This window comes from Streptomyces sp. NPDC088097 (genome assembly GCF_044741845.1).
Lineage (GTDB): Bacteria > Actinomycetota > Actinomycetes > Streptomycetales > Streptomycetaceae > Streptomyces.
Window position 1 is genome coordinate 1 of sequence record NZ_JBIUTJ010000027.1, and the last position, 22,798, is coordinate 22,798.

17 protein-coding genes and 1 pseudogene are annotated in these 22,798 nt (G+C 72.5%); 6 read left to right on the plus strand and 12 right to left on the minus strand.

The window, feature by feature from the left end:
• The 5 genes from ACIOD1_RS34645 to ACIOD1_RS34665 all read right to left on the minus strand — a co-directional run.
• A partial coding sequence (locus ACIOD1_RS34645) for an S-adenosylmethionine synthetase N-terminal domain-containing protein (protein ID WP_401907127.1) occupies positions 1 to 467 on the minus strand: 467 nt, incomplete at its 3' end.
• Position 468: 1 nt separating this feature from the next.
• Positions 469 to 1,995, minus strand: coding sequence for a lyase family protein (locus ACIOD1_RS34650; protein ID WP_365629388.1), 1,527 nt, complete (start codon positions 1,993 to 1,995; stop codon positions 469 to 471).
• Positions 1,992 to 4,016 (minus strand): FAD/NAD(P)-binding protein, encoded by a 2,025-nt coding sequence (locus ACIOD1_RS34655; protein WP_365629385.1) that lies wholly within the window; start codon positions 4,014 to 4,016, stop codon positions 1,992 to 1,994. The genes ACIOD1_RS34650 and ACIOD1_RS34655 overlap by 4 nt, the downstream gene beginning before the upstream one ends.
• Positions 4,017 to 4,059: 43 nt before the next feature.
• The gene (locus ACIOD1_RS34660; RefSeq protein WP_365629382.1) at positions 4,060 to 5,058 is read right to left on the minus strand and encodes a methyltransferase; all 999 of its coding nucleotides are present in this window, start codon (positions 5,056 to 5,058) and stop codon (positions 4,060 to 4,062) included.
• Between the two features lie 95 nt (positions 5,059 to 5,153).
• Entirely contained in the window at positions 5,154 to 6,812 is a 1,659-nt protein-coding gene (locus ACIOD1_RS34665; RefSeq protein WP_401907128.1) for a class I adenylate-forming enzyme family protein, read from the minus strand.
• A gap of 223 nt (positions 6,813 to 7,035) precedes the next feature.
• Between ACIOD1_RS34665 and ACIOD1_RS34670 the strand changes: the two genes are divergently transcribed.
• Both ACIOD1_RS34670 and ACIOD1_RS34675 read left to right on the plus strand, forming a co-directional pair.
• Positions 7,036 to 8,721, plus strand: a complete 1,686-nt coding sequence (locus ACIOD1_RS34670) for an FAD-dependent monooxygenase (RefSeq protein WP_365629376.1) — start codon at positions 7,036 to 7,038, stop codon at positions 8,719 to 8,721.
• 201 nt (positions 8,722 to 8,922) lie between these two features.
• Positions 8,923 to 9,795: an AfsR/SARP family transcriptional regulator gene (locus ACIOD1_RS34675; RefSeq protein WP_365629373.1), complete on the plus strand. Its 873-nt coding sequence runs from the start codon at positions 8,923 to 8,925 to the stop codon at positions 9,793 to 9,795.
• Here ACIOD1_RS34675 and ACIOD1_RS34680 read toward each other — a convergent pair.
• Positions 9,735 to 11,201 (minus strand): MFS transporter, encoded by a 1,467-nt coding sequence (locus ACIOD1_RS34680; RefSeq protein WP_401907130.1) that lies wholly within the window; start codon positions 11,199 to 11,201, stop codon positions 9,735 to 9,737. The two genes, ACIOD1_RS34675 and ACIOD1_RS34680, sit on opposite strands and share 61 nt — an antisense overlap.
• Positions 11,202 to 11,382: 181 nt before the next feature.
• Between ACIOD1_RS34680 and ACIOD1_RS34685 the strand changes: the two genes are divergently transcribed.
• On the plus strand, positions 11,383 to 12,189 hold the full coding sequence (locus ACIOD1_RS34685; RefSeq protein WP_365629367.1) for an SDR family NAD(P)-dependent oxidoreductase: 807 nt from the start codon (positions 11,383 to 11,385) through the stop codon (positions 12,187 to 12,189).
• Positions 12,190 to 12,330: 141 nt separating this feature from the next.
• On the opposite strand, the gene ACIOD1_RS34690 is transcribed toward ACIOD1_RS34685, so the two are convergent.
• The 5 genes from ACIOD1_RS34690 to ACIOD1_RS34710 all read right to left on the minus strand — a co-directional run bounded on the left by ACIOD1_RS34690 (position 12,331) and on the right by ACIOD1_RS34710 (position 18,489).
• Positions 12,331 to 12,981 carry a cupin domain-containing protein gene (locus ACIOD1_RS34690; RefSeq protein ID WP_365629364.1) on the minus strand — a complete coding sequence of 217 codons (651 nt, stop codon included), beginning with the start codon at positions 12,979 to 12,981 and terminating at the stop codon, positions 12,331 to 12,333.
• A gap of 79 nt (positions 12,982 to 13,060) precedes the next feature.
• The gene (locus ACIOD1_RS34695; RefSeq protein ID WP_401907133.1) at positions 13,061 to 14,296 is read right to left on the minus strand and encodes an MFS transporter; all 1,236 of its coding nucleotides are present in this window, start codon (positions 14,294 to 14,296) and stop codon (positions 13,061 to 13,063) included.
• Positions 14,293 to 15,951 carry an FAD-binding protein gene (locus tag ACIOD1_RS34700; RefSeq protein WP_365629358.1) on the minus strand — a complete coding sequence of 553 codons (1,659 nt, stop codon included), beginning with the start codon at positions 15,949 to 15,951 and terminating at the stop codon, positions 14,293 to 14,295. The genes ACIOD1_RS34695 and ACIOD1_RS34700 overlap by 4 nt, the downstream gene beginning before the upstream one ends.
• Positions 15,952 to 16,062: 111 nt before the next feature.
• On the minus strand, positions 16,063 to 17,757 hold the full coding sequence (locus ACIOD1_RS34705; protein ID WP_401907135.1) for an FAD-binding oxidoreductase: 1,695 nt from the start codon (positions 17,755 to 17,757) through the stop codon (positions 16,063 to 16,065).
• A gap of 69 nt (positions 17,758 to 17,826) precedes the next feature.
• Positions 17,827 to 18,489, minus strand: coding sequence for a class I SAM-dependent methyltransferase (locus ACIOD1_RS34710; RefSeq protein ID WP_365629352.1), 663 nt, complete (start codon positions 18,487 to 18,489; stop codon positions 17,827 to 17,829).
• A gap of 342 nt (positions 18,490 to 18,831) precedes the next feature.
• Between ACIOD1_RS34710 and ACIOD1_RS34715 the strand changes: the two genes are divergently transcribed.
• The 3 genes from ACIOD1_RS34715 (at position 18,832) to ACIOD1_RS34725 (ending at position 22,669) form a co-directional block, all read left to right on the plus strand.
• A complete protein-coding gene (locus ACIOD1_RS34715) occupies positions 18,832 to 19,392 on the plus strand; it encodes a flavin reductase family protein (RefSeq protein ID WP_401907137.1) in 561 nt (186 codons plus the stop codon).
• Positions 19,393 to 19,543: 151 nt separating this feature from the next.
• A complete protein-coding gene (locus ACIOD1_RS34720; protein ID WP_365629403.1) occupies positions 19,544 to 21,064 on the plus strand; it encodes a 4-hydroxyphenylacetate 3-hydroxylase N-terminal domain-containing protein in 1,521 nt (506 codons plus the stop codon).
• Between the two features lie 108 nt (positions 21,065 to 21,172).
• Positions 21,173 to 22,669 carry a hypothetical protein gene (locus tag ACIOD1_RS34725; protein WP_401907139.1) on the plus strand — a complete coding sequence of 499 codons (1,497 nt, stop codon included), beginning with the start codon at positions 21,173 to 21,175 and terminating at the stop codon, positions 22,667 to 22,669.
• A 9-nt stretch (positions 22,670 to 22,678) separates the two neighbouring features.
• Here the strand turns inward: ACIOD1_RS34725 and ACIOD1_RS34730 are convergent.
• A pseudogene (locus ACIOD1_RS34730) lies at positions 22,679 to 22,798 on the minus strand (IS5/IS1182 family transposase); the annotation flags it as partial.

Genomic DNA, 22,798 nt, shown 5'->3' on the forward strand with positions numbered 1-22,798 from the left:
TGGATCGGCAGCGGCATCAGCTCGGGCGTCTCGTCGCAGGCGTAGCCGAACATCAGGCCCTGGTCGCCCGCGCCCTGCTTGTCCAGCTCGTCCTCCTCCTCCTCACCTGCGGCGGAGCCCTCGACGCGCGTCTCGTAGGCGGTGTCGACGCCCTGCGCGATGTCCGGGGACTGCGCGCCGATGGAGAGGGAGACACCGCAGGAGGCGCCGTCGAACCCCTTGGCGGACGAGTCGTAGCCGATGTCGATGATCTTCTGGCGGACGAGCTGGGCGATCGGCGCGTAGGTCTTCGTGGTGACCTCGCCCGCGATGTGGACGAGACCGGTGGTGATGAGGGTTTCCACGGCGACGCGCGAGGTCGGGTCCTCGGTGAGGAGCGCGTCGAGGATCGTGTCGCTGATCTGGTCGGCGATCTTGTCGGGGTGGCCCTCGGTGACGGACTCCGAGGTGAACAGGCGACGGGACATGTCAACTCCTGGGGAGGACGGTGGGACGCGGATCGGCGGCCGGGCGCAGGGCCCGGTCGACGAGGGCGCCGGCGGCGCCCGTGTAGGCGGCCGGATCCAGCAGTGCGGCCAACTTCCGGTCGTCGAGGTGGGCGGCGACCTCGGGCAGCGCCGCGAGGACGGTGTGCAGGGGGCTGCCCGTCTCCTCGGCGCTCAGGGAGGCTTCGGTGAGCAGGGCCTTGGCCCTGTTCCGGCCCAGCAGCGGTGCAAGGACCGCCGCGACCCGTTCGGACACCACCTGGCTGCCGGTCAGGGACAGGTTGGCGAGCATCCGTTCGGGCCGCACCACCAGCCCCTCGGCCAGTTCGACGGCCGTGTGCGCGGCGCCGCCGGCCAGCCGCAGGCAGTCGCGCAACAGGTTCCACTCGGCGTGCCAGACCCCGGCGGACCGCTCGTCCTCCGTGACCAGGCACTGCGTCAGCGCGCCGGCGAGCGCCGGTACCTGGAGCGCGGCACTGCGGATCAGGGTGGCCAGTACGGGGTTGCGCTTGTGGGGCATGGCGGAGGAGCCGCCGCGCCCGGCCACGGCCGGTTCGCCGACCTCGCCGACCTCGGTGCGCGCCAGCGACTGCACGTCGACGGCGATCTTTCCGAGGGCCCCGGTGGTGAAGGCCAGCGCGGCGGCCAGGTCGGCGAGCGGGGTGCGCAGGGCGTGCCACGGCAGCACGGGGCGGGCCAGGCCGGTCTCCCGCGCGAACGCGTCGACGAGCCGGTCGAGGTAGTCCCCGGCGCCTACGTCGCCGCCCACGTCCGGGACCGCGTGTGACGAGGCCTGTGACGAGGGCTGCGACGACGACGGCGCCCCCCTCGGGCCGTCGAGGGCCGCGTACTCCAGGTAGCCCGCCAGGGTCCCCGCGGCTCCGCCGAGCGACACCGGCAGGTCGGCCTCCACCACGCCCAGCCGGCGGTCGGCCTGGAGGACCAACTCCCGCCATCCGGCGGCCTTCAGGCCGAACGTCGTCGGTACGGCGTGCAGCGCCAGCGTCCGCCCCGCCATCGGGGTGTCGCGGTGCCGGGCGGCCAGGTTCGCCAGCGCCCGGGCGGTCCGGCCCAGGTCCGCGCGGATCAGGGCCAGGGCACGCCGGGCGACCAGCATGGCCCCGGTGTCGAAGACGTCCTGGCTCGTGGAGCCCCGGTGCACGTACTCGGCCGCCTTCGGATCCGTCTCGGCGACGACCCGGCCCAGCTCCCGGACCAGCCCCACCACCGGGTTGGCCGTCTCCCGCGAGGCCAGGGCCAGGGCCCGCGCGTCGAAGCGGTCGGTGCCGGCGGCGGCGGTGATGGCCTCGGCGGCGGTCGGCGGCAGCGTGCCCAGTCGGGCCTGCGCCCGGGCCAGCGCCGCCTCCGCGTCCAGCATGGCCCGCAACCACGCCTCGTCGGCGACGGCCGCCTCCACGGGGGTGCCCGCTCGGACCGGCGACAGCAGTCCCGTGTCCGCCCCGGCGGGCGCCGCGGTGTCGGCCGGGGCGCGCCGCGGCGCCCCCGTCACCTCGTCACCTCCGAGAAGTCGGCCTCGGCCGGCGCCTGCTCGCGGACCCCGGTGCGGGCCGCGGCGGGGTCGCCCGTCGGCGTCAGGTCGAGCACCGCGCGGGCGATGGAGTCGGAGTCGCCGAGCGTGACCGAGTTGACCCCGGGCCGGATGCCGGCCGCGGTGACCCAGTGCACGGCCTCGGTGGGGACCCCGTACGCGAAGCGGCGCGGATGGGGGCGGCCCTGCGCGTCCACGACCCGGTACGGGCGCTCGGTGACGGCCACGCCGCCCGTCTCGTAACTCGTGCCGCAGATCCCGGCGATCCGGTACGGGGCCACCTCCCCGGCCGCGAGCAGCCCCGCCAGCAGCGGGTCCGCGGTCCGTCGCAGGTCCGGCTCCGGCAGTCTGGCCTCGATCAGGGCGCGGGCACGCACCGGCTCCCCGCCCACCCGGTCGGAGGTCGCCTCGAAGGCGGGTCCGCCGGCGGTGTCCGGGTCGACGCGTATCCGCACCCCCGGCCCGACCAGCTCCACCACACCGGCCTCGATGAGCGCGACCAGCTCCTCGATGCGCGAGACGGGCGGCCCGATCGACAGGAAGGCGTTGAGCGGGGTGTACCAGCCCTGGAGGTCGTCGCGGTAGGAGTTGCCCTCCAACCGGCCGTGGTCGACCACGAGCCGGATCTCGTTGCGCAGGTCGCGCAGCACGTCCAGGGCCGCTTTCAGGGGCCCGCTGACGTTGCCCGCGCGGGCCTCGCGGATGTCCCCGGCCAGGTGCTCCAGCAGCCAGCCGTGGAAGTCGCTCCGGTCGGCGAACACGCGGCGCCCGTACGGCAGGGAGATCCTGCCCCAGTTCCAGTGCGCGCCGCGCTCGATCCCGTACGCGTCCAGCAGCTCGTTCTCCTGCGGGCTGTGGGCGTCGTCCGCGCCCGAGGGCGCCGCCAGGTAGCGCTCCTCGAAGCCGGCCCGCTCGGCGTCGCGCCCCCGGGCGGTCAGCAGCGTGCCGTAGTAGACGCTCTCCACCTCCTTGGCGACCAGCGGCCACACGTCGGTGCCGAAGTGCACCCGCTCGCCGTCCACGGCCCGCGCGAGGAGCCTCTCGATCAGCTCCGGCGTGAGCAGCCGCGGCAGGTAACGGCCGTGCGCGCCCTTCTCGTTCTCGCCGCGCGCGTGGTACGGGACACCGCGCCGCGACCCCGCGTACAGCTTGGGCTCCTCACCCGAGGGCAGGTAGCGCAGCCGTCCCGCCACCCGCTCGAAGCGGCCACCGCGGCCGGTGGTCAGCAGCGCCACGTGGTCGAAGAAGTTCAGGCCGAGCCCGCGCAACAGCACGCCCTCGCCGGCGGGCAGCACCGACAGGTCCACGTCGGCCGGATTGGCGGGCTGGATGTGCGTCAGCCCCCGGCTCTGCGCCTCCTCGGCCGTCCGCGCCTCGTGGGCACTGGGCCGCGCGGGCACGTGCCCCAGGGCGAGGACCACCGCGTCGAGGCCCGACAGGCGGGTCCCGTCGGACAGCGTCAGCCGCTGCGCCCCGGCGGGGCCGGCCTCGTCGAGCCCGACGGCCCGCGCGCGGTGCACCCGGACGGTGACGTGCGCGGGGGCCTCGGCGACGACCCGGTCGAAGGCGTCCTCCAGGTAGCGGCCGTACAGGGCGCGGCTCGGGTACGAGTCCGGGCCCAGCCGTCCCGCCTCGGCGAGGAAGGCGCCGTCCCGGGCGCCGCGCGGCTCGGCGGCGACGCCCGGCAGGGAGAGGGAGGAGGACCACTCGTACAGGCTCGGGCCGTCCTCGACGGGACCTTCCATCTCCACGCTGTCGTCCGTGTAGACGGTCACCTGCGAGGCCACCGTGTTCATGAGCAGTTCGCGCGACTGCGCGGTGCGCCACACCCTTCCGGGGCCGGGTCGGCAGGGGTCCACCACGTGGACCGTCACCGAGGGGCCGGCGGACGACTTGCGCTCGTTGGCGCAGATCCGCTCCAGGACCGACAGGCCGCGAGGCCCGGCGCCGACGACACAGACCGTGAGGTTCCCGCTGCTCATCTCGCTACTCCGATACAGGTGGAAGGGGAGGGCGTGCGCGTGGTCACGCGGGAACCGCGACCAGCAGGCTGGTTTCGAGCGACAGGCCGTGTACGGACTCCAGCCGCAGCCCCGCCGCCGTCAGCAGGCCGCGGTATCCGGCGAGGTCGCGCTCACCACCTCCCGCGGCCATCAGCAGGTGCAGGTCCCACAGCAGGGGCAGGATCGTTTCCCCGTGGTCGGGGATCACCCGCTCCAGGACCAGCAGCCGGCCGGACGCGGGCATCGCCGTACGGATGTTGGACAGCAGGGTCACGCAGCGCGCGTCGTCCCAGTCCTGGAGGACCCGCGAGAGCAGGTAGGCGTCGGCGCCGGCGGGCACGGACCGGAAGACGTCGCCGGCCCGGGTCTCGTACCGGCCGGGGCCCACCGCCTCGTCCAGGTGCGCCGTCGCCACCGGCACCATGTGCGGCTGGTCGAACAGGACGCCGCGCAGTTCGGGGTGGGCCCGTAGGACCGTGCCGAGGAGCATGCCGCTGCCGCCGGCGACGTCGACCACGCTTGCGCAGGAACCGAAGTCGAAGGCCTCGATCACGTCCGGGAAGAAGACGTTGCCCGCGTTCATGGCCCGCTGGAACTTGGCGCCCGCCTCCGGGTCGCGCAGGTACTCGTGGAGCGTCTTGCCGAAGGCGTGCTGGAAGCCGGAGGTCCCGGTGCGCACGGCGGGCACCACCGCGCCCCACGCCTGGTGGAACTCCTCGCCGTAGATGCGCACCATGTCCCGCATCGAGCGGTCCGAGTCCCCGCGCAGCAGGTCGCCGGTCGCCGTCAGTCGGTAGCCGTCGGGGGTGCTCTCGAAGACGTCCATCGCCGTCAGCAGCCGCATCAGCCGGGGCAGGGCCCCCGGGTTCGCCCCCGTCCGCGCGGCGAGCGCCTCGTCAGTGACGTGACCGGCGGCGATGTGGTCGGCGAGGTCGAAGGCGACCGCCGCGTACAGGGCCTGCGACTGCCAGGTTCCGGTGATGATGTCGACAACGCGGCGGACTGCTTTCTGGTCGAGCATGACCGTCCTTCGTGGGGCAGCTGGCTGAGGGGGGATCAGACGGGCCGAGGAGGGATCAGGCGGGCCCGAGGAGATCGGACGGGCCCCCGGAGGGATCAGGCGGAGGCGGCGGACCGCGCGACGGCCTCGCCGGCCGGGCCGGTCAGTACGTCGCGGTGGCGCTCGCGCAGCACGCGCTTGAGGACCTTGCCGGTCACGCCCACCGGAAGCTGGTCGCGCTCCTCGGCGAGGACCAGGGCGCGCAGCCGGGGCAGCCCCGCCGCGTCCAGGGCGTCGTTGCAGACGGCGAGCAGGTCGGCGGCGCTGCGCCGGACCCCGTCGGCGTAGTGGACGACGGCGGCCGGGCAGTCCTTGCCGGGGTGTTGGGGGTCGGCCACGGCGACGACCGCCGTGTCCAGCGCCTGCGTGGAGGTCAGGACGACCTCCTCCAGGGGCAGGCTGTAGACGTCGCCGGCCGCCGCGTGGATGACGTCCGGGGTGCGGTCGAGGTGGTACCAGTTGCCCTCGGCGTCCTTGCGGACGATGTCACCGGTAAGGAAGAAGCCGCTGAGCAGCGACTCCTCGTTCAAGGTCGGGTCGTCCCAGTAGCCGGGGGTGACGCTGGGGGTGCGAACGCCGAGCATCCCGGCCTGCCCGACGGGCAGTTCGCGGCCGTCGGCATCGAGCACGGCCGCCTTGCGGACCACCCGGGCGGGGCTGCCGATGAGCCGCCCGTAGCGGTTCGTACGGGCGGAGTGGGCGGCCTTGAAGAGCACCATGCCCATCTCGGAGGAGCCCAGGCCGTCCAGGTAGGTCGAGCCGGCGCCCTCGGCGCCGAGGGCCACCAGCGGGCGGATGTGCCGCTCGTGCGAGGCGTCGCCCATGCCGTTCCAGGTGTGGACGTGCCGGGCGGCCTCCGGGCGGATCGCGGTCGGGTCGATCTCGGCGAGGGTCAGGGGGAAGCCGAGAACGATCGTGGGCTTGAAGGCGTTGACGGCCCGCGCCACCCGGTCGCCGTCGGCGCCGTCCAGGACCAGGGTGGGGATGCCCAGCAGCAGGGCCAGGGACAGGTAGCTGATGCCCGCCGAGTGGCTGTGCGGCAGGGCGGTCAGCAGCCGGTCGGTCCGCCGGGAGGGGAAGGTCCACAGCCGTTCGCGCTTGCCGATGAAGAACGAGCGGTGGTGGAACACCGGCGCCTTGGGGCGGCCGGTCGTCCCCGACGAGTGGGAGATCATCACCAGGTCGTCGGCCGTGTGCCGGTGCGGGAAGGAGGCCAGCGGCGCGGGCGGTCGTACCGCCCGCGTGTCCAGCGCGTGGACGTCCTGAAGGCGCGGCGCCGTGCTGCCCGAGGCCTCCCAGGCCTGGGTGAGGTCCTTGAGCAGATCGGGATCGCCCACGATCAGACCGGCCCCGGTCCGCAGGAAGTAGTCGGACGCCGTCTGCGGAGCCATCCGGGGATTGCAGTGCACGGCCGCCGCGCCCAGGCTCGTCACCGCGATGTGGTGCAGCAGCCCGAACAACCCGTGCCGGGTGTAGAGGCCCACGTGGGAGGAGGAGGTCACGCCCTGGGTGCGGTACCAGTTCGCGTACCTGATGACCGTGATCCGGATGTCGTTGAGGGAAAGCCCCTTCAACTCCCGGTCCTCCCATCCGGGCACGTTCACATCGGGGTGGAACAACAGCGGACGATCACGGTCGGCGGAAATCCTCCAGGCGTGCCAGAAGAAGTTCCCCGCACCCAGTTCCCGGTCGGTGGTGAGGCGCAGGCGTTGCACGACGGATCGGTGCGTGCCGAGGAGAAACATGTAATACCTCACACTCCGCTGACGGTTTCCAACATTCGGGCCGGTCCGGCACAGAGTGTCCAGGGGGCATCTAAAGATCCTCTGGAGAGGAAATCCGAGAATTCTCCCAACAGCACTTCTATTCATCCTTCAGAAGGGATTGGGACGATGCCCCGCGCCCCTTTCGCATGAACTCAGGCTGGAGGCCCGTTCGATGGACCGCCCCTCACACACGCCGGTCGCTGTCGTCGGAGGCGGACCCGTCGGACTGCTGCTCGCGCTCTTCCTCGACCACCACGGAGTCGAGTCGGTGGTCTTCGACACCGCGGACGCGGTCCAGGCCGAGCCGCGCGGCAGCACCCACGGCGCCCGCACGATGGAGCACTACCGCAGGCTCGGCCTCGCCCCCCGCGTCCGCGCGCTCGGTCTGCCCGGCGGCCACAGCGCCGGCATCTCCTTCTTCACCCGCTACGCCGGCCACCTGCTGGCCGACCTGCCCTGGCCCGGCCCCGACGCCGTCCGCGCCCACGTGGCCGCGGCCGACCGCACCGACCAGGTTCCCGAGCCCATGCACCGGGCGAACCAGATGTACGTCGAGCGCCTGCTGTGGGAGCACGCCGGCACCCGGCCGCGCATCACGCTGCGCTACGGCCACCGGGTCACCGCCCTCGCCGAACACCCCGACCGCGTCGAGGTCACCGCGGACGGTCCGGACGGCCCGCGCACCTGGCACGCCGACTTCGTGGCCGGCTGCGACGGCGGACACAGCCTCGTACGCCGCTCGCTGGGCATCGCCTACACCGGCGAGGGCACCCTCGACCAGGACGTACTGGGCCGCCGCGCGACCGCCGCGCACCTGCGCGTGCCCGGCCTGCGCGCGGAGTTCCTGCGCGAGCGCGCCGGATGGAGCAACTGGGTCTTCAACGAGGAATTGGCCCTCAACCTCATCGCCCTCGACGGCGCCGACGAGTTCTTCCTGCTGACCAGCTCGGCCGACCCCGACGGCGCCGCCGACGAGGACCTCGCCGCCCTGGTCCGCCGCGCCGCCGGGGTCCCCCTGGACGTCGAAGTCCTCAGCCGCCGCGCCTGGACCCCGGGCGCGGCGCTGGTCGCCGAACGCTTCGGGGCCGGCCGCACCTGGCTGGCGGGCGACGCGGCCCACCTGTTCACCCCCAACGGCGGCTTCGGCATGAACACCGGCGTCGACGACGCCGCCAACCTCGCCTGGAAGCTGGCCGCGGCCGTCCAGGGCTGGGCCGGACCGGGTCTGCTGCCGTCGTACGAGGCCGAGCGGCGGCCCGTCGCCCTGCGCAACACCACCGCCGCGCGCGAGCTGAACATCGGACTCGGCGCGATCGAACGCCCCGCCGCGCTGGAGGCGGACACCGCCGAGGGGCGCGCCGCGCGGCAGAAGACCGGCGCCCGCCTCGCCGAGTACGGCCTGCTCACCCTAGACACCATCGGCGTGCAACTGGGCGCCCGCTACGACGCGTCACCCGTCGTGGACGCGGGCGGGGACGCGCCGCCGCCGGACGCGTTCACCACGTACACGCCCTCCGGGGTCCCCGGCGGCCGGGCGCCGCACCTGTGGCTGGAGGAGGGGGACGGCCGGCTGGAGGAGGGGGACGGGGCCGGCGGGCGGGCCTCCCTCTTCGACCGGTTCGGCGCCGGCTTCACCCTGCTGAGCCTGTGCGCCATCCACCCCGACACCTCGGGCTTCGAGGAGGCCGCCCGCGAACGGGGCGTCCCGCTCTCGGTGCTGCGCGTCCACGATCCGGCCGCGCGCGAACTGTACGGACGGGACCTGGTCCTCGTACGTCCCGACCAGCACGTGGCCTGGCGCGGCAATCGGCCCCCGAAGGACCCCGGCGCGGTACTCGCGCTCGTCACCGGCTATTAACCGGAAATTCCTTGCGCGCGCCGGATAAACGGAGAATCAACAATTCCGCTTATCCGGGGCGCGAAAATCAGCGCGCGCGAGAGTTGCCAAAGTGGCGCCCGGGTTCTGCATCCCATGGCGGACTGTCGCTACGGTCGAAGCGTGGTCGACCGTAGTTCGGATATCCGTGGAGGGGTTATGCAATTCTCTGTACTCGGGCCCATGTCCGTCACCGAGAACGGAGACGACAGAACACCCAGCGCGCCCAAGCACCGCCAGATGCTCGCCCTCCTCCTCATGAACGCCAACCACGTCGTGTCGATGGCCCAGTTCGTCGAGGAGCTGTGGGAGTACAGCCCACCGCCCCGCGCCGTCGCCGCCGTCCACACCTACGTCATGCAGCTGCGCCGCATCCTCCAGGGCGGCGGCACCGCCGCCGCGGCCACCGCCGCGGGCCGCCTCGTCACCCGCGACCAGGGCTACGTCCTGCGCGTCCACGACGGGGAACTCGACCTCCACCTGTACGAACGCCGCGTCCGCGCCGGCCGGGTCCTGCTCGACACCGGCGACCTCGACGCGGGAGCGGGCGAGATACGCGCCGCCCACGCAATGTGGAGCGGCCAGAACCTCATCGACGCCCCCGCCGGCCCCCTGCTGCGCGCCACCCTCGCCGCGATCGAACACGACCGCAAGGAAGCCCTCGACCAGCGCATCGGCGCCGAGCTGCGCCTGGGCCGCCACCACCAGCTGCTCGCCGAACTGTGCGCCCTCGTCCACCAGGACCTCACCGACGAGCGACTCACCGGCCGACTCATGCTCGCCCTCTACCGCTCCGGCCGCCAGGCCGACGCCCTCGCCGCCTTCCACCGGCTGCGCCTGGTCCTGCGCGAGGAACTCGACACCCACCCCGGCCGGGGCATCCACCGGCTCATGACCGACATCCTCGCCGGCCACCCCCGGCTGGAGCCGCCCTCCACGGGAGAATTCCCCCTCGCCCTGGACGCGGTCGTCCACCTGCCGCACCGGCCGACCGCTCAGCCGCTCACCGCGACCGCCGACTGGTCCGGAGCCCGCCCCGTACTGCTGGGCGCGTAAACGGGCAGCGCGGCCTCCCGTCGCGGACGCAGACCGAACTGCGCCGTCAGGGCCGCGCACACCATCAACACCACGCACACCCAGAAGGCCCGACTGGCCCCCGTGCTCAGCACGGCCGGATCCCCCGCTCCCCCCGCGCCCCCCGCCGCGGAGCCGTACACGGTCACCGCCAGCGCCAACCCCACCGCCGCACCGAGCTGCCCCGCGCACTGCACCACCCCGGCCGCCGCCCCCACCTCGTCCCGGCCGACCCCCGACACGGCGGCCGTCTCGCAGGCCATCCACAGGAACGGCAGGCCCGCACCGACCAGCGCCAGCCCCGGCAGCAGCCCGGTCAGGTACGGCGAGGTAGCGGAGACCTGCGTCAGCAGCAGCAGACCCGCCCCCGTCAGCCCGCAACCCACCAGACACGGAACGCGCGGCCCCAGACGCCCCAGCATGCGGGAGCACACCCGCCCCACCAGGACGATCCCACCCACCACCGGCAACAGCGCGCAGCCCGCCGTCCAGGCGTCGTACCCGTGGACGCGCTGGAGGTAGACGCTGCCGACGAACACCACCGGACCCGTGGCCGCGGCGACGAACACTATGCCGAGCGAACCCGCCGCCAGCGCCCGGTCCCGCAGCAGCGCGGCCGGCAGCAGCGGATCGGCGGCCCGCCGCTGCCGCCGCAGGAACAGCGCCCCCAACACCGCCGAAACGGCGAGCACCGCCCAGGTGCGCGCCCCCGACCCGTACTCGGTGACCCCCACCAGCGCGTACACGAACGACATCAGCGCCCCCACGAGCAGGAACGCCCCCGGGAAGTCCAGCACCCCTTCCCGGGGGCGCACCTCGTCGGGGGGACACAGCCGCCGCCCCGCCACCAGCGCACCCAGCGCGAGCGGCACGTTCAACAGGAACGCCCAGCGCCAGTCGAGCCAGCTCACCGCCAGACCCCCCGCGAGCACCCCCGCGACCGATCCGACGCCCCCGCAGGCCGCCCACAGGGCCAACGCCCGGCGCCGCTCGGCCGGGCCGGCCGCCCCGCTCAGCAGGATGCACATGGCCGCCGGCACCATCAGCGCCGCGGCCCCCGCCTGCCCCGCCCGGGCCAGCAGCAGCGCCGCGCCGCTCGGCGCCGCCCCGCACGCCGCCGAGGCGACCGCGAAGGCGGCCAGCGACCCCAGGAGCAGCCGGCGCGCCCCCGCCCGGTCGCACAGCCGTCCGCCCAGCAGCTGTAGCCCGCCCACCAGGAGGACGTACACGTTCGTCACCCAGTGCGCGCCCGCCAGGCTCATCGACAGGTCGCGCTGGATGTCCGGCAGCGCCAGCACCACGAGCCCCGCGTCCGCGTTCGCCAACAACGGGGCGAAGGACACCAGGGCCACCACGGACCCGCGGCGACATCGTGCGGACTCGGGCATGGCTGACTCCTGGGAAGAGGCGGGGGCTGTTGCCGGACAGAACCCCGCCACCCCGACCCCGGTTGCACGCGCCGGGCCGTGCAACCCGTTCGCCGCCGCCGGTGTTCAACCCGACGAGAGCGCACGAAAGAGCTCTTCCCCCGGCCTCCCGGGTGAGGGCCCGATCAGAAGAAGGACAACCATGGATCTCAAGCTTTCCGGCCGCGTAGCCGTCGTCACCGGCGCCTCCAAGGGCATCGGACTGGCCGTCACCCGCTCGCTGCTGCAGGAGGGCGCCCGGGTCGTGGCGGTCTCCCGCAAGAACACCCCCGAACTGGAGCAGCTCGCGGGCCCGGACCTCCTTCACGTGTCGGCCGACCTGACGGACCCGGCGGCCCCCGCGCAGGTCATCGCCCGCGCGGTCGAGCACTTCGGCGGCCTCGACATCCTCGTCAACAACGCGGGCGGCCCGCCGCCCGGCATCACCATGCCGCGCACCGGCTTCTTCGACAGCAACGACGGCCAGTGGCAGTCGATCTTCGAGTTCAACCTGTTCGCGGTCGTCCGCGCGATCCGTGCCGCGATCCCCCACCTGATCGAGCGCGGTGGCGGCTCCATCGTCAACATCTCCACCGGCATGGCCCGCCAGCCCGCCCCGGTCAACGTCGAGTACGGCGCCGCCAAGGCGGGCCTCTCGAACCTCACCAAGGCGCTGTCGGAGGAGTTCGGCTCCCAGGGCGTGCGCGTCAACACGGTCTCCCCGGGCGCGGTCCTCACCGCCTGGTGGACCGAGGAGGGCGGCGCGGCCGACGTCATCGCCGGAATGGCGGGCGCCGACCGCGACAGCGTCATGGAGTCCATCGCCCCCCAGATGATGGGCCAGGTCACCGGCCGCCTCATCGACCCGCAGGAAGTGGCCGACGCGGTCCTGCTGCTGGCCTCCCCCCGCTCCGCCAGCACCACCGGAGCCGACTTCGCCGTCGACGCCGGCTTCGTCAAGACCTTCTGACCCGACCCGAGTCACACCCCTGGGTGGGCCCGCCGCGTGCGGTGCGGGCCCACCGGACGACGGAAGGACCCCGGTGGCCTGGCCACCGGGGTCCTTCCGTTCTCGCGTACCGGGCGTGCCGCCCCCGCGGGGGCGGCGCCCTCACACCCGGCCGGCCGCCGCCGGAGACAGGTTCGCCACCACCGCGTCGGGCAGCTCCTCCAGCCGCGCCACCTCCAGCGGGCGGCGCTCCAGGTAGTCCGGATTGCAGGCCTGGTAGCCCAGCAGCCGCGCCAGCGGGGCCAGCGCGCCGTTGACCAGGCGTTGGACCGGCCACGGCCGGTCGGTGAAGCGCAGGACGTCGGAGAACTCCCGCATCGTCACCGCGTGCTGGAGCAGGCTCGGCCGCCCCTCGGCGTCGGTCTTGCCGTCCTGGGCCAGACCGAAGAGCTGGCGCAGGATCAGCTGCTCGAAGCGGTCGGCCCGGTTGACGAGCTCGACCACCGCGAAGGAGGTCTCCTCCTCGGTGTTGCCGAACCAACGGTGCACCGTTCCGGCCGGAACCGTGACGGTCTGCCCGACCTGGTCGAGGATGACGTCGCGTCCGCCCAGGTGCACCCGCAGGCTGCCGCGCACGAGGGTGAAGATCTCCTCGCTGAACGGGTGCGTGTGGTAGCCCGCCGCGAAGCCGCCCGGCTCCACGTACAGGTCCATGACCGCCCGCTCGCCGCCGGTCCGCGCGGCCGGCGTCCGGATGACGATCTTCTCCCGGCACCGGGGGTTGTAGTAGACCTCGCCGGGGTGGACAGCCATGTCTCCTCCAAGGGGGAACGCTCGACCGGGCTTCCGGCGAGCAGCGTGTCCCCCCAGGCTCGCCCGGGCCACCGACCCCTCACACCACCGTTTGTTGCGGTGACGTTCCGGCCGGTCGGCGCCGCGGCAGCGCCGCCACCACCAGCGCGGCGGCTGCCGCGAGTACGGCCGCGAGGGTCAGGCTCGCCGGAATGCCGCGCGCGTCGACCACCGCGCCCCCCAGCAGCGAACCCATCGCCAGCGACACCTGCACGACGCTCACGAAGACCGCCGCGCCGCTCTCCGGCGCCGCGGGAACGGCCTTCAGCATCGCGGTCTGCAGACTCAGCGGCAGCGCCCCGAAGAGGGCGCCCCAGACCAGCACCAGCAGGCACACCGCCACCGGCGATCCGGCACACGGCGGCAGCAGCGCGGCGACCACCGCGAGCGCGGCCGCGGCCGCGCCGATGGTCCCGCGCACGGACCGCGCGAGGGTCAGCCCGGCCAGGAAGTTGCCGGCGATGCCGGCGACCCCGTACCCGAGCAGCAGCGCGGGCGCACCGGCCCCGAAGTGCGCGTGCCGTTCCAGGTAGGGGGCGATGTAGGTGTAGGCGGCGAACTGGCCGAGGAAGACGAACGCGGTCGCCAACAGGCCGGCCCGGGCCGCGGGCAGGCGCGGCACCGCGGACAGGGCCTTCCACCCCGTCGCGGACGGCGCCGCGAGCGACGGCAGCCAACGGATCTGGGCGACCAGCGCGGCCACCCCCAGCAGGCCCGCCACCCAGAACGCGCTCCGCCAGCCCGTGGTCCGCCCGGCCAACGCCGCGAGCGGCAGACTCGCCACGGTCCCCACCGAGATCCCGGCGGTGACCAGCGAGGACGCCCGGTGCACCGAGCCGGGCGGCACCAACCGCGGCGCCACCGCGGCCCCCACGGCCCAGAAGCCGCCCAGCGCCAGCCCCAGCAGTACCCGCCCGACCAGCATCACCGCCAGGTTCGGGGCCAGGGCGCAGACGAGGTCCGCCACCCCCGTCGCGGCGGCCAGGGCCCACAGCACCGGCCGCCGGTCCAGCCCCCGTGAGAGCACCGTCAGCAGCGGCGCCGCCACGGCCGCCGCCAACCCGGGCACCACGACCAACAGGCCGGTCGTCCCGGTGGACAGGCCCAGGTCGGCGCCGATCTCGCTCAGCGCGCCGACCGGCAGCAGTTCCGAGAGCACCAGGGCGAACGACCCCGACGCGACCGCGAGCACCGCGGGCCAACCACCCCCGCGCACGGCCGTACGGCCCCCGGCGGAGCGCCGGGGGCCGTACGTGATGCGGTCCGTGTCCGTCACGGCGTCGGGAGTTGGATCGACTGGCTGTGGCGGAAGACGTCGCGCGGGTCGTACTTCTTCTTGACCTGCTGCAACCTCGGGTAGTTCCCCTTGTAGTAGAGCGTGTGCCACGGCACCGTCGACTTGTTGTACGCCGGATCGTGCAGGTCGATGTCCGGGTAGTTGACGTAGCAGCCGTCGGTCACCGCGTCGGGCACCGGGACACCGCCCGTGGCGGCGTACACCCCGTGGAAGAACTCGCGGATCCACTGGAGCGACTTCGCCTCGTCGGTCGGCTCCGTCCACCAGATCATCCACGCCGCCTTGTACGCCGCCTCGCGGTGCGGGGCCGCGGTGGCGTCCGGGGCGACCGAGTTGACCTTGCCACCGAAGGAGCTGAGCAGCACCGAGGCCGTGGCGTTGTTCAGGTCGTCCCGCGTCAGGTGCTTGTAGAACTCGTCGATGTGCGCGTCCGGCATGGCCGTGCGGTAGTACGAGGACTTGAAGTCGCCCTTGAGGCTCGGGTCGTTCAACGTCGGGTTGGTCGTCCCGAGGTACCGGGCGGCCTGTAGCCACGGCATCCGCCGCGGCCGCGCGAGCTCCGGCATGGCCGACAGCTCGCCCATGTGGGTGGCCAGCGGCTGCGGCGCCACGTCCAGGCCCGCCGTCATGGCCGCCAGGAAGTCGCTCAGGACCTGGTCCGCGTTCGGGACCGTCGCGTCCAACTGGGTGATCAGACCGATGTACCCGTTCGACTTGTGGTTCAGCGCCAGCATGCTGACCAGGTTGTCGTTGACGGTGCCGGCCTTGAGGTACTTGGCGTGCCAGTCGCCGTAGTTCTTGACCAGGCGCGCGAACCGGGGCTTGGTCATCTCCGCCCACGGCCACGACACCGCGCTGACCAGCACCTCGGCCGGCGGCTGCGGCAGCAGCTTGGCCGGGTCGGTGCCGGTCGCGCCGGGAGAACGGAACCAGAAGCGGGTGATGACCCCGAAGTTGCCGCCGCCGCCCCCGGTGTGCGCCCACCACAGGTCGCGGTGCGGGTCCTCCGCCTCACGGGTGGCGACGTGCACCTTGGCCGTGCCGTCGGCATCGACGGAGACCACCTCCACGCCGTACAGATGGTCGACGACCAGGCCCAGCTGACGGCAGAGCATGCCCCAGCCGCCGCCGCTGACGTGCCCGCCGGCGCCGACCTGGAAGCACATGCCGGCCGGGACGACCACGCCCCAGGTCCGGTACATCCGCTCGTACACGTTCAGGAGCTGCGCCCCGGACTCGACGCAGATCGCGTTCTTGGCGGCGTCGAAGTAGACCTTGTTCATCTTGGTCATGTCGAGGATGACGCGGACGTCGGGGTTGAAGACCCAGTCCTCCCAGCAGTGCCCGCCGCCGCGCACCGTCAGCCGCTTGCCGGCCGTCACGGCCTTCTGCACCACCTGCTGGACCTGCGCGGTGGACTCGGCCAGGTAGACCGCCTCCGGCGAGGCCACCCAGCGCTGGTTCCAACCGCGGACCAGGTCCTTGTACCGCTTGTCCGCCGGGGTCACCGCGGTGATCGGCTCCACCGTGGCGCCCCCCTCGGCCGCCGCGGCGGGCGAGGAGAGCCCCGTGCCCGTCAACAGCGCGGCACCGCTCGCCGCCGCGCCCCCCGCGAGGAAGTTCCGCCTACGCATTCCGCCCGAGCCCTGACCCATCGTCCCAACCCCTCCGTGACCAAGCCTTGTGCCTGCCACGCTAAAGATCGAATCCGGGGCAGGGCGTCCAGAGAATTGCGCTCGTACTCGTCAGGCGCCCGGCAGCCGCACCGACTGCGTGTGGCGGAAGAAGTCGCGCGGGTCGTACTTCTTCTTCGCCTCTTGCAGCCTGGGGTAGTTCCCCTTGTAGTACAGCTGGTGCCACGGCACCGTGGACCGGTTGCGCTGGGGGTCGCTCAGGTCCGCGTCCGGGTAGTTGACGTAGCAGCCGTCGGTCACCGCGTTGGGGACCGGGACGCCGCCGGTGTCGGCGTACGTCTCCTCGTAGCTCTCCCGCGTCCACGCGATGTACTTCGCGTCCTCGGAGGCCTCGTTCCACAGCACCGACCACAACATCTTGAAGGCCGCGCCCCGGTGCACCACGGCGGTGTCGCCCTCGGCGACCGCGTTGGTCATGCCGCCGTACGGGGTCAGCTGGATGTTGATCTTCGGGTTGTCGATGTCGGTCCGCGTGAGGTGCTTGTACAGGCTCTCGGCCTGGGCTGCGGGGAAGCTCGCCTTCATGTACGCCGACTTGTACTCGGCCCGCAACGTCGGGTCGTTGAGCTGCGGGTTCGTGGTGCCGGCGAAGCGGGTGGCCTGGAGCCAGGGCAGCCGGCGCGCCGCCGCGAACTGCGGCATCGCGGCCACCTCGCCCATCGGCGAGGTCAGGGCGCCCCGGACGGCGTTGACCCCCTGGTTGATGTACGCGAGGTAGTTGTCCAGCAGCTGCTGCGCGTTCGGGGCCGCCGCGTCGACCTGCGTGATCAGGCCTATCTGCCCGTTGGACTTGTGGTTGAGCAGCATGAAGCTGGTCACGAAGCGGTTCGGACTGTCCGGCCCGATGTTCGCGACGTGCCACGAGGAGTAGTTCTGCACGAGCCGCACGAACTCCTCGCGCGTCAGGTCGCTCCACGACCAGGACACGGCGCTGAACAGCACCTCGGCCGGCGGCTTGGGCAGCAGACCCCTCGGGTCGGTCCCGGTGGCGCCCGGCGAGCGGAAGTAGTAGCGGGTCACCACGCCGAAGTTGCCGCCGCCGCCCCCGGTGTGCGCCCACCACAGCTCACGGTGCGGGTCGGTGGCCTCACGGGTGGCGTGGACCGTCTTGACGCTGCCGTCGGCGGCCACGGTGACCACCTCGACGGCGTACAGGTGGTCGACGACCAGGCCGTTGCGGCGCACCAGCATGCCCCAGCCGCCACCGCTGACGTGACCGCCCATGCCCACCGAATAGCAGATGCCGCCGGGGATCGTGATGCCCCAGGCCGCGTACAGCTTCGAGTACACGTCCAGGAGGGTGGCGCCGGCCTCCACGCAGATCGCGTTCTTGGCGGGCTCGTAGTAGACGCCGTTCATGTTCGACAGGTCGAGCACGACCTGCGTGGAGGAGTTGTAGACGAAGTCCTCCAGGCAGTGCCCACCGCTGCGTATCGTCACCCGCTTGTTGGCCTTGACCGCCTCGGTGATGATCGGCGCGACCTGCGACGGCGAGTCGATGACCTTCACGGACTCCGGGCCGGCGACGTACCGGGCGTTGAGCGCCCGCACCAGGTCCGGGTACTGCTGGTCCGCGGAGGTCACCGACACGGGCCCGACCGTGGTGGTGGTCGTCGCGGTGGTGGTGGCGGCGGGAGCCGCGGCGTGAGCGGTTCCCTGCAGGCCGAGCACCGAGGCGCCGCCCACTCCGGCGGCTCCGATCAGGAAACGGCGCCGGAGCAGGCCGGCCGGGTCGTGCTGCGCCATGGTCATACCTTCTTGGGGCTCCGGCCCGGGGGCCGATGGACGGGAGGGGACGGACGGGAGGGCGGAGGGTCAGCGCTTGAGGGCGAAGGTCAGGCCGTCCGCGAAGGGCAGCACGCTCAGCTCGACCCGCTTGTCGTCGCGGACCCGGGCGTTGAAGGCGCGCAGCGCGACCGTCTCGGAGTCCTGCTTGGTCTCGTCGAGCACGGCCCCGTGCCACAGCACGTTGTCGACGACGATCAGGCCGCCGGGGCGCAGCAGCGTCAGCGCGGCCTCGTAGTACGCGCCGTAGTTCTCCTTGTCGGCGTCGATGAAGACGAAGTCGTACGAACCGGCCGCGCCGTCCTCGCGCAGCAGCGCCGCCAAGGACTCGCGTGCGTCGCCGATCCGGAGGTCGATCTTGTCCGCGACTCCGGCCCGAGCGGCGAAGTCCCGCGCGATGTCCGTCCACTCCTCGCTGATGTCGAGGGCGGTCACGTGGCCGTCGGCCGGCAGGGCCAAGGCCGTCGCCAGCAGGCTGTATCCGGTGAAGACGCCGACCTCCAAGGCCCGCTTCGCGCCGATCGCCTTCACCAGAACGGAAAGGAACTGACCCTGCTCCGGCGAGATCTGCATCAGGGAAAGCGGAAGCTTCGAAGTCTTCTCCCGCAGTTCGCGCAGCAGGTCGGGCTCGCGCAGCGAAATGCTGGCGACATAGTCCTGCATGGCCTCGTTGACATCTACCTGGATTCGCATGATGCGTCCCTCGGTTGGGTACGGGCAGTGTCGGGCGATATTTCACCGGGCCCCGACGACCTGCGGTGACGTGCGGAAAACTAAAACGCCGAGCGGGTCCTCGTCAAGAGTGGAAGTGGCCGGAAATATCCCTGGACCGGTTCTTCAGAGGTCCCTGGAACAATGCCCGAGTGAGGTCGTTCCATATTCTGTTCCATATTCCGTTCCATCCGGCATGTCATTCGACTGGCCATTCGACTGGCCATTCGGCGTCTCATTCGGCGCTGCATTCGGTGTGTCACGTGATGTGAACGAAATTCGATTCCCTGTTTTCCGCGCCCGCCTTCCGCCGAGGAGAAGCCCGTGAGTCTTGACCAGCGCGCGCTGAGGAACTGCCTGGGACAGTTCGCCTCGGGCGTCACCGTCGTCACCACCGCGGACGGGACGGCCGTGTACGGCGCGACCGTCAGCTCCTTCACCTCGGTGTCATTGGACCCGCCGCTGGTGCTCGTCTCCCTGGACCGGCGCAGCCGTACGTGCGACCGGCTGGCCGGCAGCCCCTTCGGGGTCAACGTCCTCGGCGCCGACCAGCGCGACCTCGCCCTCCTGTTCGCCGGGCGGGGCGACGGCGCCGGCGCCGACATCGCCTGGGACGGCCCCGAACGCGCGCCGCGCCTCGCCGGCGCCGTCGCGCACTTCACGTGCGTCCCCTGGGCCTCGTACGACGGCGGCGACCACGTGCTCCACGTCGGCGAGGTCACCGCCTTCGACGCGCCCGGCGGACCCCCTCTGGTCTTCCACGCCGGGGAACTCGGCGAGTTCCGCCGCCCCTCCGGCGAAGCCGCCTGGACCGGCTCCCTCGACGGTCCCGCCCACGGGTGGACGGCGGACTTCGCCGCGCTCACCGGCGCGCGGCCCGTGTGAGGCACCGGCGGAGCAGGGCCGCGACGACCACCACCCACTCCCCCAGGGTCATTGACCGGACAAGGAAAAGGACATGACGCGACAGAACGGCGACGCGGAGCCGAAGGCCCCCCAGGCTCCCCGCGCCCCTCAGGCTCCGGTCACCCGGCCGATGACCGGCGACGAGTACCTGGAGAGCCTGCGCGACGACCGCGAGATCTACCTCTACGGGGACCGGGTCAAGGACGTCACCGCACACCCCGCCTTCCGCAACTCCGCCCTCATGACGGCCCGCCTCTACAACGCCCTGCACGACCCGGCCCGGCGTGACGTGCTCACCACCCGCACCGACACCGGCAGCGGCGGCTACACCCACAAGTTCTTCCGGACCCCGCGCAGCGTCCAGGACCTCGTCGAGGACCGCGAGGCGATCGCCGAGTGGGCCCGGATGACCTACGGCTGGATGGGCCGCAGCCCCGACTACAAGGCCGCCTTCCTCGGCACCCTGGGCGCCAACAGCGAGTACTACGCCCCCTACGAGGACAACGCCCGCCGCTGGTACAAGGAGTCCCAGGAGAAGGTCCTCTTCTGGAACCACGCGATCATCCACCCGCCCGTCGACCGCCATCTGCCCACCGAGCAGGTGCAGGACGTCTTCGTGCACGTGGAGAAGGAGACCGACAACGGCCTGATCGTCTCCGGCGCGAAGGTCGTCGCCACCGGCTCGGCCATCACCCACTTCAACTTCATCTCGCACTACGGCCTGCCGCTGCGGGACAAGAAGTTCGCGCTGGTCGCGACGCTCCCGATGGGCTCGCCCGGCCTGAAGCTGATCTGCCGCCCGTCCTACGCGGCGACCGCGGCCGTCATGGGCAGCCCCTTCGACTACCCGCTCTCCAGCCGGCTCGACGAGAACGACACCATCTTCGTGATGGACAAGGTCCTCATCCCCTGGGAGAACGTCTTCCTCTACGGGGACGTCGACAAGGTCAACGGCTTCGCCCCCCAGTCCGGCTTCCTGGAGCGGCTCACCTTCCACGGCGCCATCCGCCTGGCCGTGAAGATCGACTTCATCGCGGGCCTGCTGCTCAAGGCCGTCGACATGACCGGCAGCAAGGACTTCCGCGGCATCCAGGCCCGCGTCGGCGAGGTCCTGGCCTGGCGCAACATGTTCTGGGCGCTCAGCGACGCCTCCGCGCGCAACCCGCAGGAGTGGAAGAACGGCGCGCTGCTGCCCCGGCTCGACTACGGCATGGCCTACCGCTGGTTCATGACCATCGGCTACCCGCGCATCAAGGAGATCATCCAGCAGGACGTGGCCAGTGGCCTGATCTACATCAACTCCAGCGCCGAGGACTTTGCCAACCCCGAGATCCGCCCCTACCTCGACAAGTACGTGCGCGGCTCCAACGGCTACGACTCGGTCAGCCGGGTCAAGCTCATGAAGCTGCTCTGGGACGCGGTCGGCACCGAGTTCGGCGGCCGGCACGAGCTGTACGAGCGCAACTACTCGGGCAACCACGAGCAGGTGCGCACCGACATCTACCAGGCCCAGGCGGCCAGCGGTCAGCTCGACGGTTACCGCGGCTTCGCCGAACAGTGCCTGGAGGAGTACGACCTCGACGGCTGGACCGTACCGGACCTCGACTCCTTCGAAGGCCTGCGCGAGCAGCGCAAGAACCTCTGGCACTGACCCCGGCCCGCCGAAAGACCCGACGCCGGCCCGCAGCAGCGGGCCGGCGCCTCGGACGAGGGGGCCCCACCGGCCCGGTCCGGAAGCGGGAGCGGGCAGGATGACGCGGTGTCCGAACCCCTCCCCGAACTGTGGCTGCGCGGCCTCGCCTTCAACCGGGCGGCGCCCTCCGACGTACTGGTACGCCTGGTGGACCGGGCGGCCGGTCAGGCCGCCCTGCTGATGTGCGAGGGCCGTGACCTGCCCGACGCCGTCATCGACGCGGTGCTGCGCCATCCGGACACGGTCATCCGCCGCGCGCTCGCCCGCAACCGGTGCGTCGACCCGGCGCGGCTCGCCCCCTTGGCAACGGACCCGTCGGGACTCGTCCGCGGGTGGCTCGCCGGCGGCTCCCGACCCCACCCCCGATGGGTTCGGCCGCTGCCGGACGACATCCTCGTCACCCTCCTGACCGCCCGGGACGGGGGCGAGGACGGCAAGGTCACCGAGGACGAGATCATCTCGGAGCTCGAATCGTCCCGGCAGATCCCGCAGTCCTTCTACCGCTCCATGGCCGTCCGCGAACACCCCGAACTCCGGATACGGGCCACCTGGAGGTGGGCGTCGCTCACCCCGGCGCAGCGGGCGGGGCTGCTCGACGATCCGGACCCCGCAGTCCGTGAAGCGGCGCAGGACAGGAGTTGGGAGCTGGACCCGGAACGGGTGGAGGCCAGGCTGTCGTCCGTCGGCTCGCGCAGCAGGCCCTTCGTGCTCGGCAGGTGCGCCCTGTCTCCCGTGCTCGTCGAGCAGTGCTTCGCGGACGGCACGGTGCGCCCCCTCGCCCGGAACCGCCACACCCCGGCCTACGCCGTCGCCCGGCTCGCCCGCCACCCCGAGGCGGAGGTCCGCGAGACGGTCGCCGCCCGGCCCGACCTGGGACCGGACCTGGTGGCGGAGTTGAGGAAGGACCCGGACGACGACGTGCGGATGCGCGCACGCCTCCACCCCTTCCCCCGCACCTGGGCCGAGTACGGGGCGATCGACGCGGTCATCGGGCATGGCCCGGACTGCGCGTGCCCGACCACCGAGCCCGACGCCGAGCCCGACGCCCAGCCCTCCCCCGACTGGTTCGCCGCCTGCGCGGTGTCCGAGGGACCGGTGCTCCGTCAGGTCGCCGCGAGCCGGCCCGACCTGCCCGCGGAACTCGTCGGGACACTCGCCCGGGACCAGGACGAGGAGGTACGGATCCGGCTGGCCTGCCACCACCCCCTGGCCCCGCCGCAGCTCCTCCTGGACGTCTTCGTCACCCGCCCGGCCCACCGTCCCCACCTGCTGACCCTGCCCGCGTTCCCCCGCACCGGCCTGACCGGCCTCGTCGGCCACCCGGATCCCGAGGTGCGCGCCCTGGCCGCGGCCGATCCCGCCCTGGCCGCGCCCCCGCTGGACGACCCCGACGCGTCGGTGCGCCGGGCCGCCGCCGCGAACCCGAGCCTGACGCCGCAGGCCTTGGAGGCCCTGCTCGCCGACCCCCGCACCGCGGAGGGCGCCGCGAGCAACCCGTCCCTCCCGGTACCCCGCATGCACGCCCTCGTCGACCACTGCCTGAACCGCGCCGCCACTCCCTAAGAAGTCATCTCATTTGGTGAGTCTGCGGTAACAGATGAGGGTGCAGGCGATGCTGGTGAAGGCGAGGAAGTGTTCGGCTTTGCGTTCGTAGCGACGGTGGAGGCGTCGGCAGCCGGCGAGCCAGGCCAT

Bases quoted from the DNA above. Each gene is read 5' to 3' on its own strand.
- ACIOD1_RS34700 (WP_365629358.1), bottom strand. From the start codon at position 15,951: ATGCGTAGGCGGAACTTCCTCGCGGGGGGCGCGGCGGCGAGCGGTGCC.
- ACIOD1_RS34705 (WP_401907135.1), bottom strand. From the start codon at position 17,757: ATGGCGCAGCACGACCCGGCCGGCCTGCTCCGGCGCCGTTTCCTGATC.
- ACIOD1_RS34655 (WP_365629385.1), bottom strand. From the start codon at position 4,016: ATGAGCAGCGGGAACCTCACGGTCTGTGTCGTCGGCGCCGGGCCTCGC.
- ACIOD1_RS34660 (WP_365629382.1), bottom strand. From the start codon at position 5,058: ATGCTCGACCAGAAAGCAGTCCGCCGCGTTGTCGACATCATCACCGGA.
- ACIOD1_RS34685 (WP_365629367.1), top strand. From the start codon at position 11,383: ATGGATCTCAAGCTTTCCGGCCGCGTAGCCGTCGTCACCGGCGCCTCC.
- ACIOD1_RS34670 (WP_365629376.1), top strand. From the start codon at position 7,036: ATGGACCGCCCCTCACACACGCCGGTCGCTGTCGTCGGAGGCGGACCC.
- ACIOD1_RS34720 (WP_365629403.1), top strand. From the start codon at position 19,544: ATGACCGGCGACGAGTACCTGGAGAGCCTGCGCGACGACCGCGAGATC.
- ACIOD1_RS34710 (WP_365629352.1), bottom strand. From the start codon at position 18,489: ATGCGAATCCAGGTAGATGTCAACGAGGCCATGCAGGACTATGTCGCC.
- ACIOD1_RS34675 (WP_365629373.1), top strand. From the start codon at position 8,923: ATGTCCGTCACCGAGAACGGAGACGACAGAACACCCAGCGCGCCCAAG.
- ACIOD1_RS34680 (WP_401907130.1), bottom strand. From the start codon at position 11,201: ATGCCCGAGTCCGCACGATGTCGCCGCGGGTCCGTGGTGGCCCTGGTG.
- ACIOD1_RS34690 (WP_365629364.1), bottom strand. From the start codon at position 12,981: ATGGCTGTCCACCCCGGCGAGGTCTACTACAACCCCCGGTGCCGGGAG.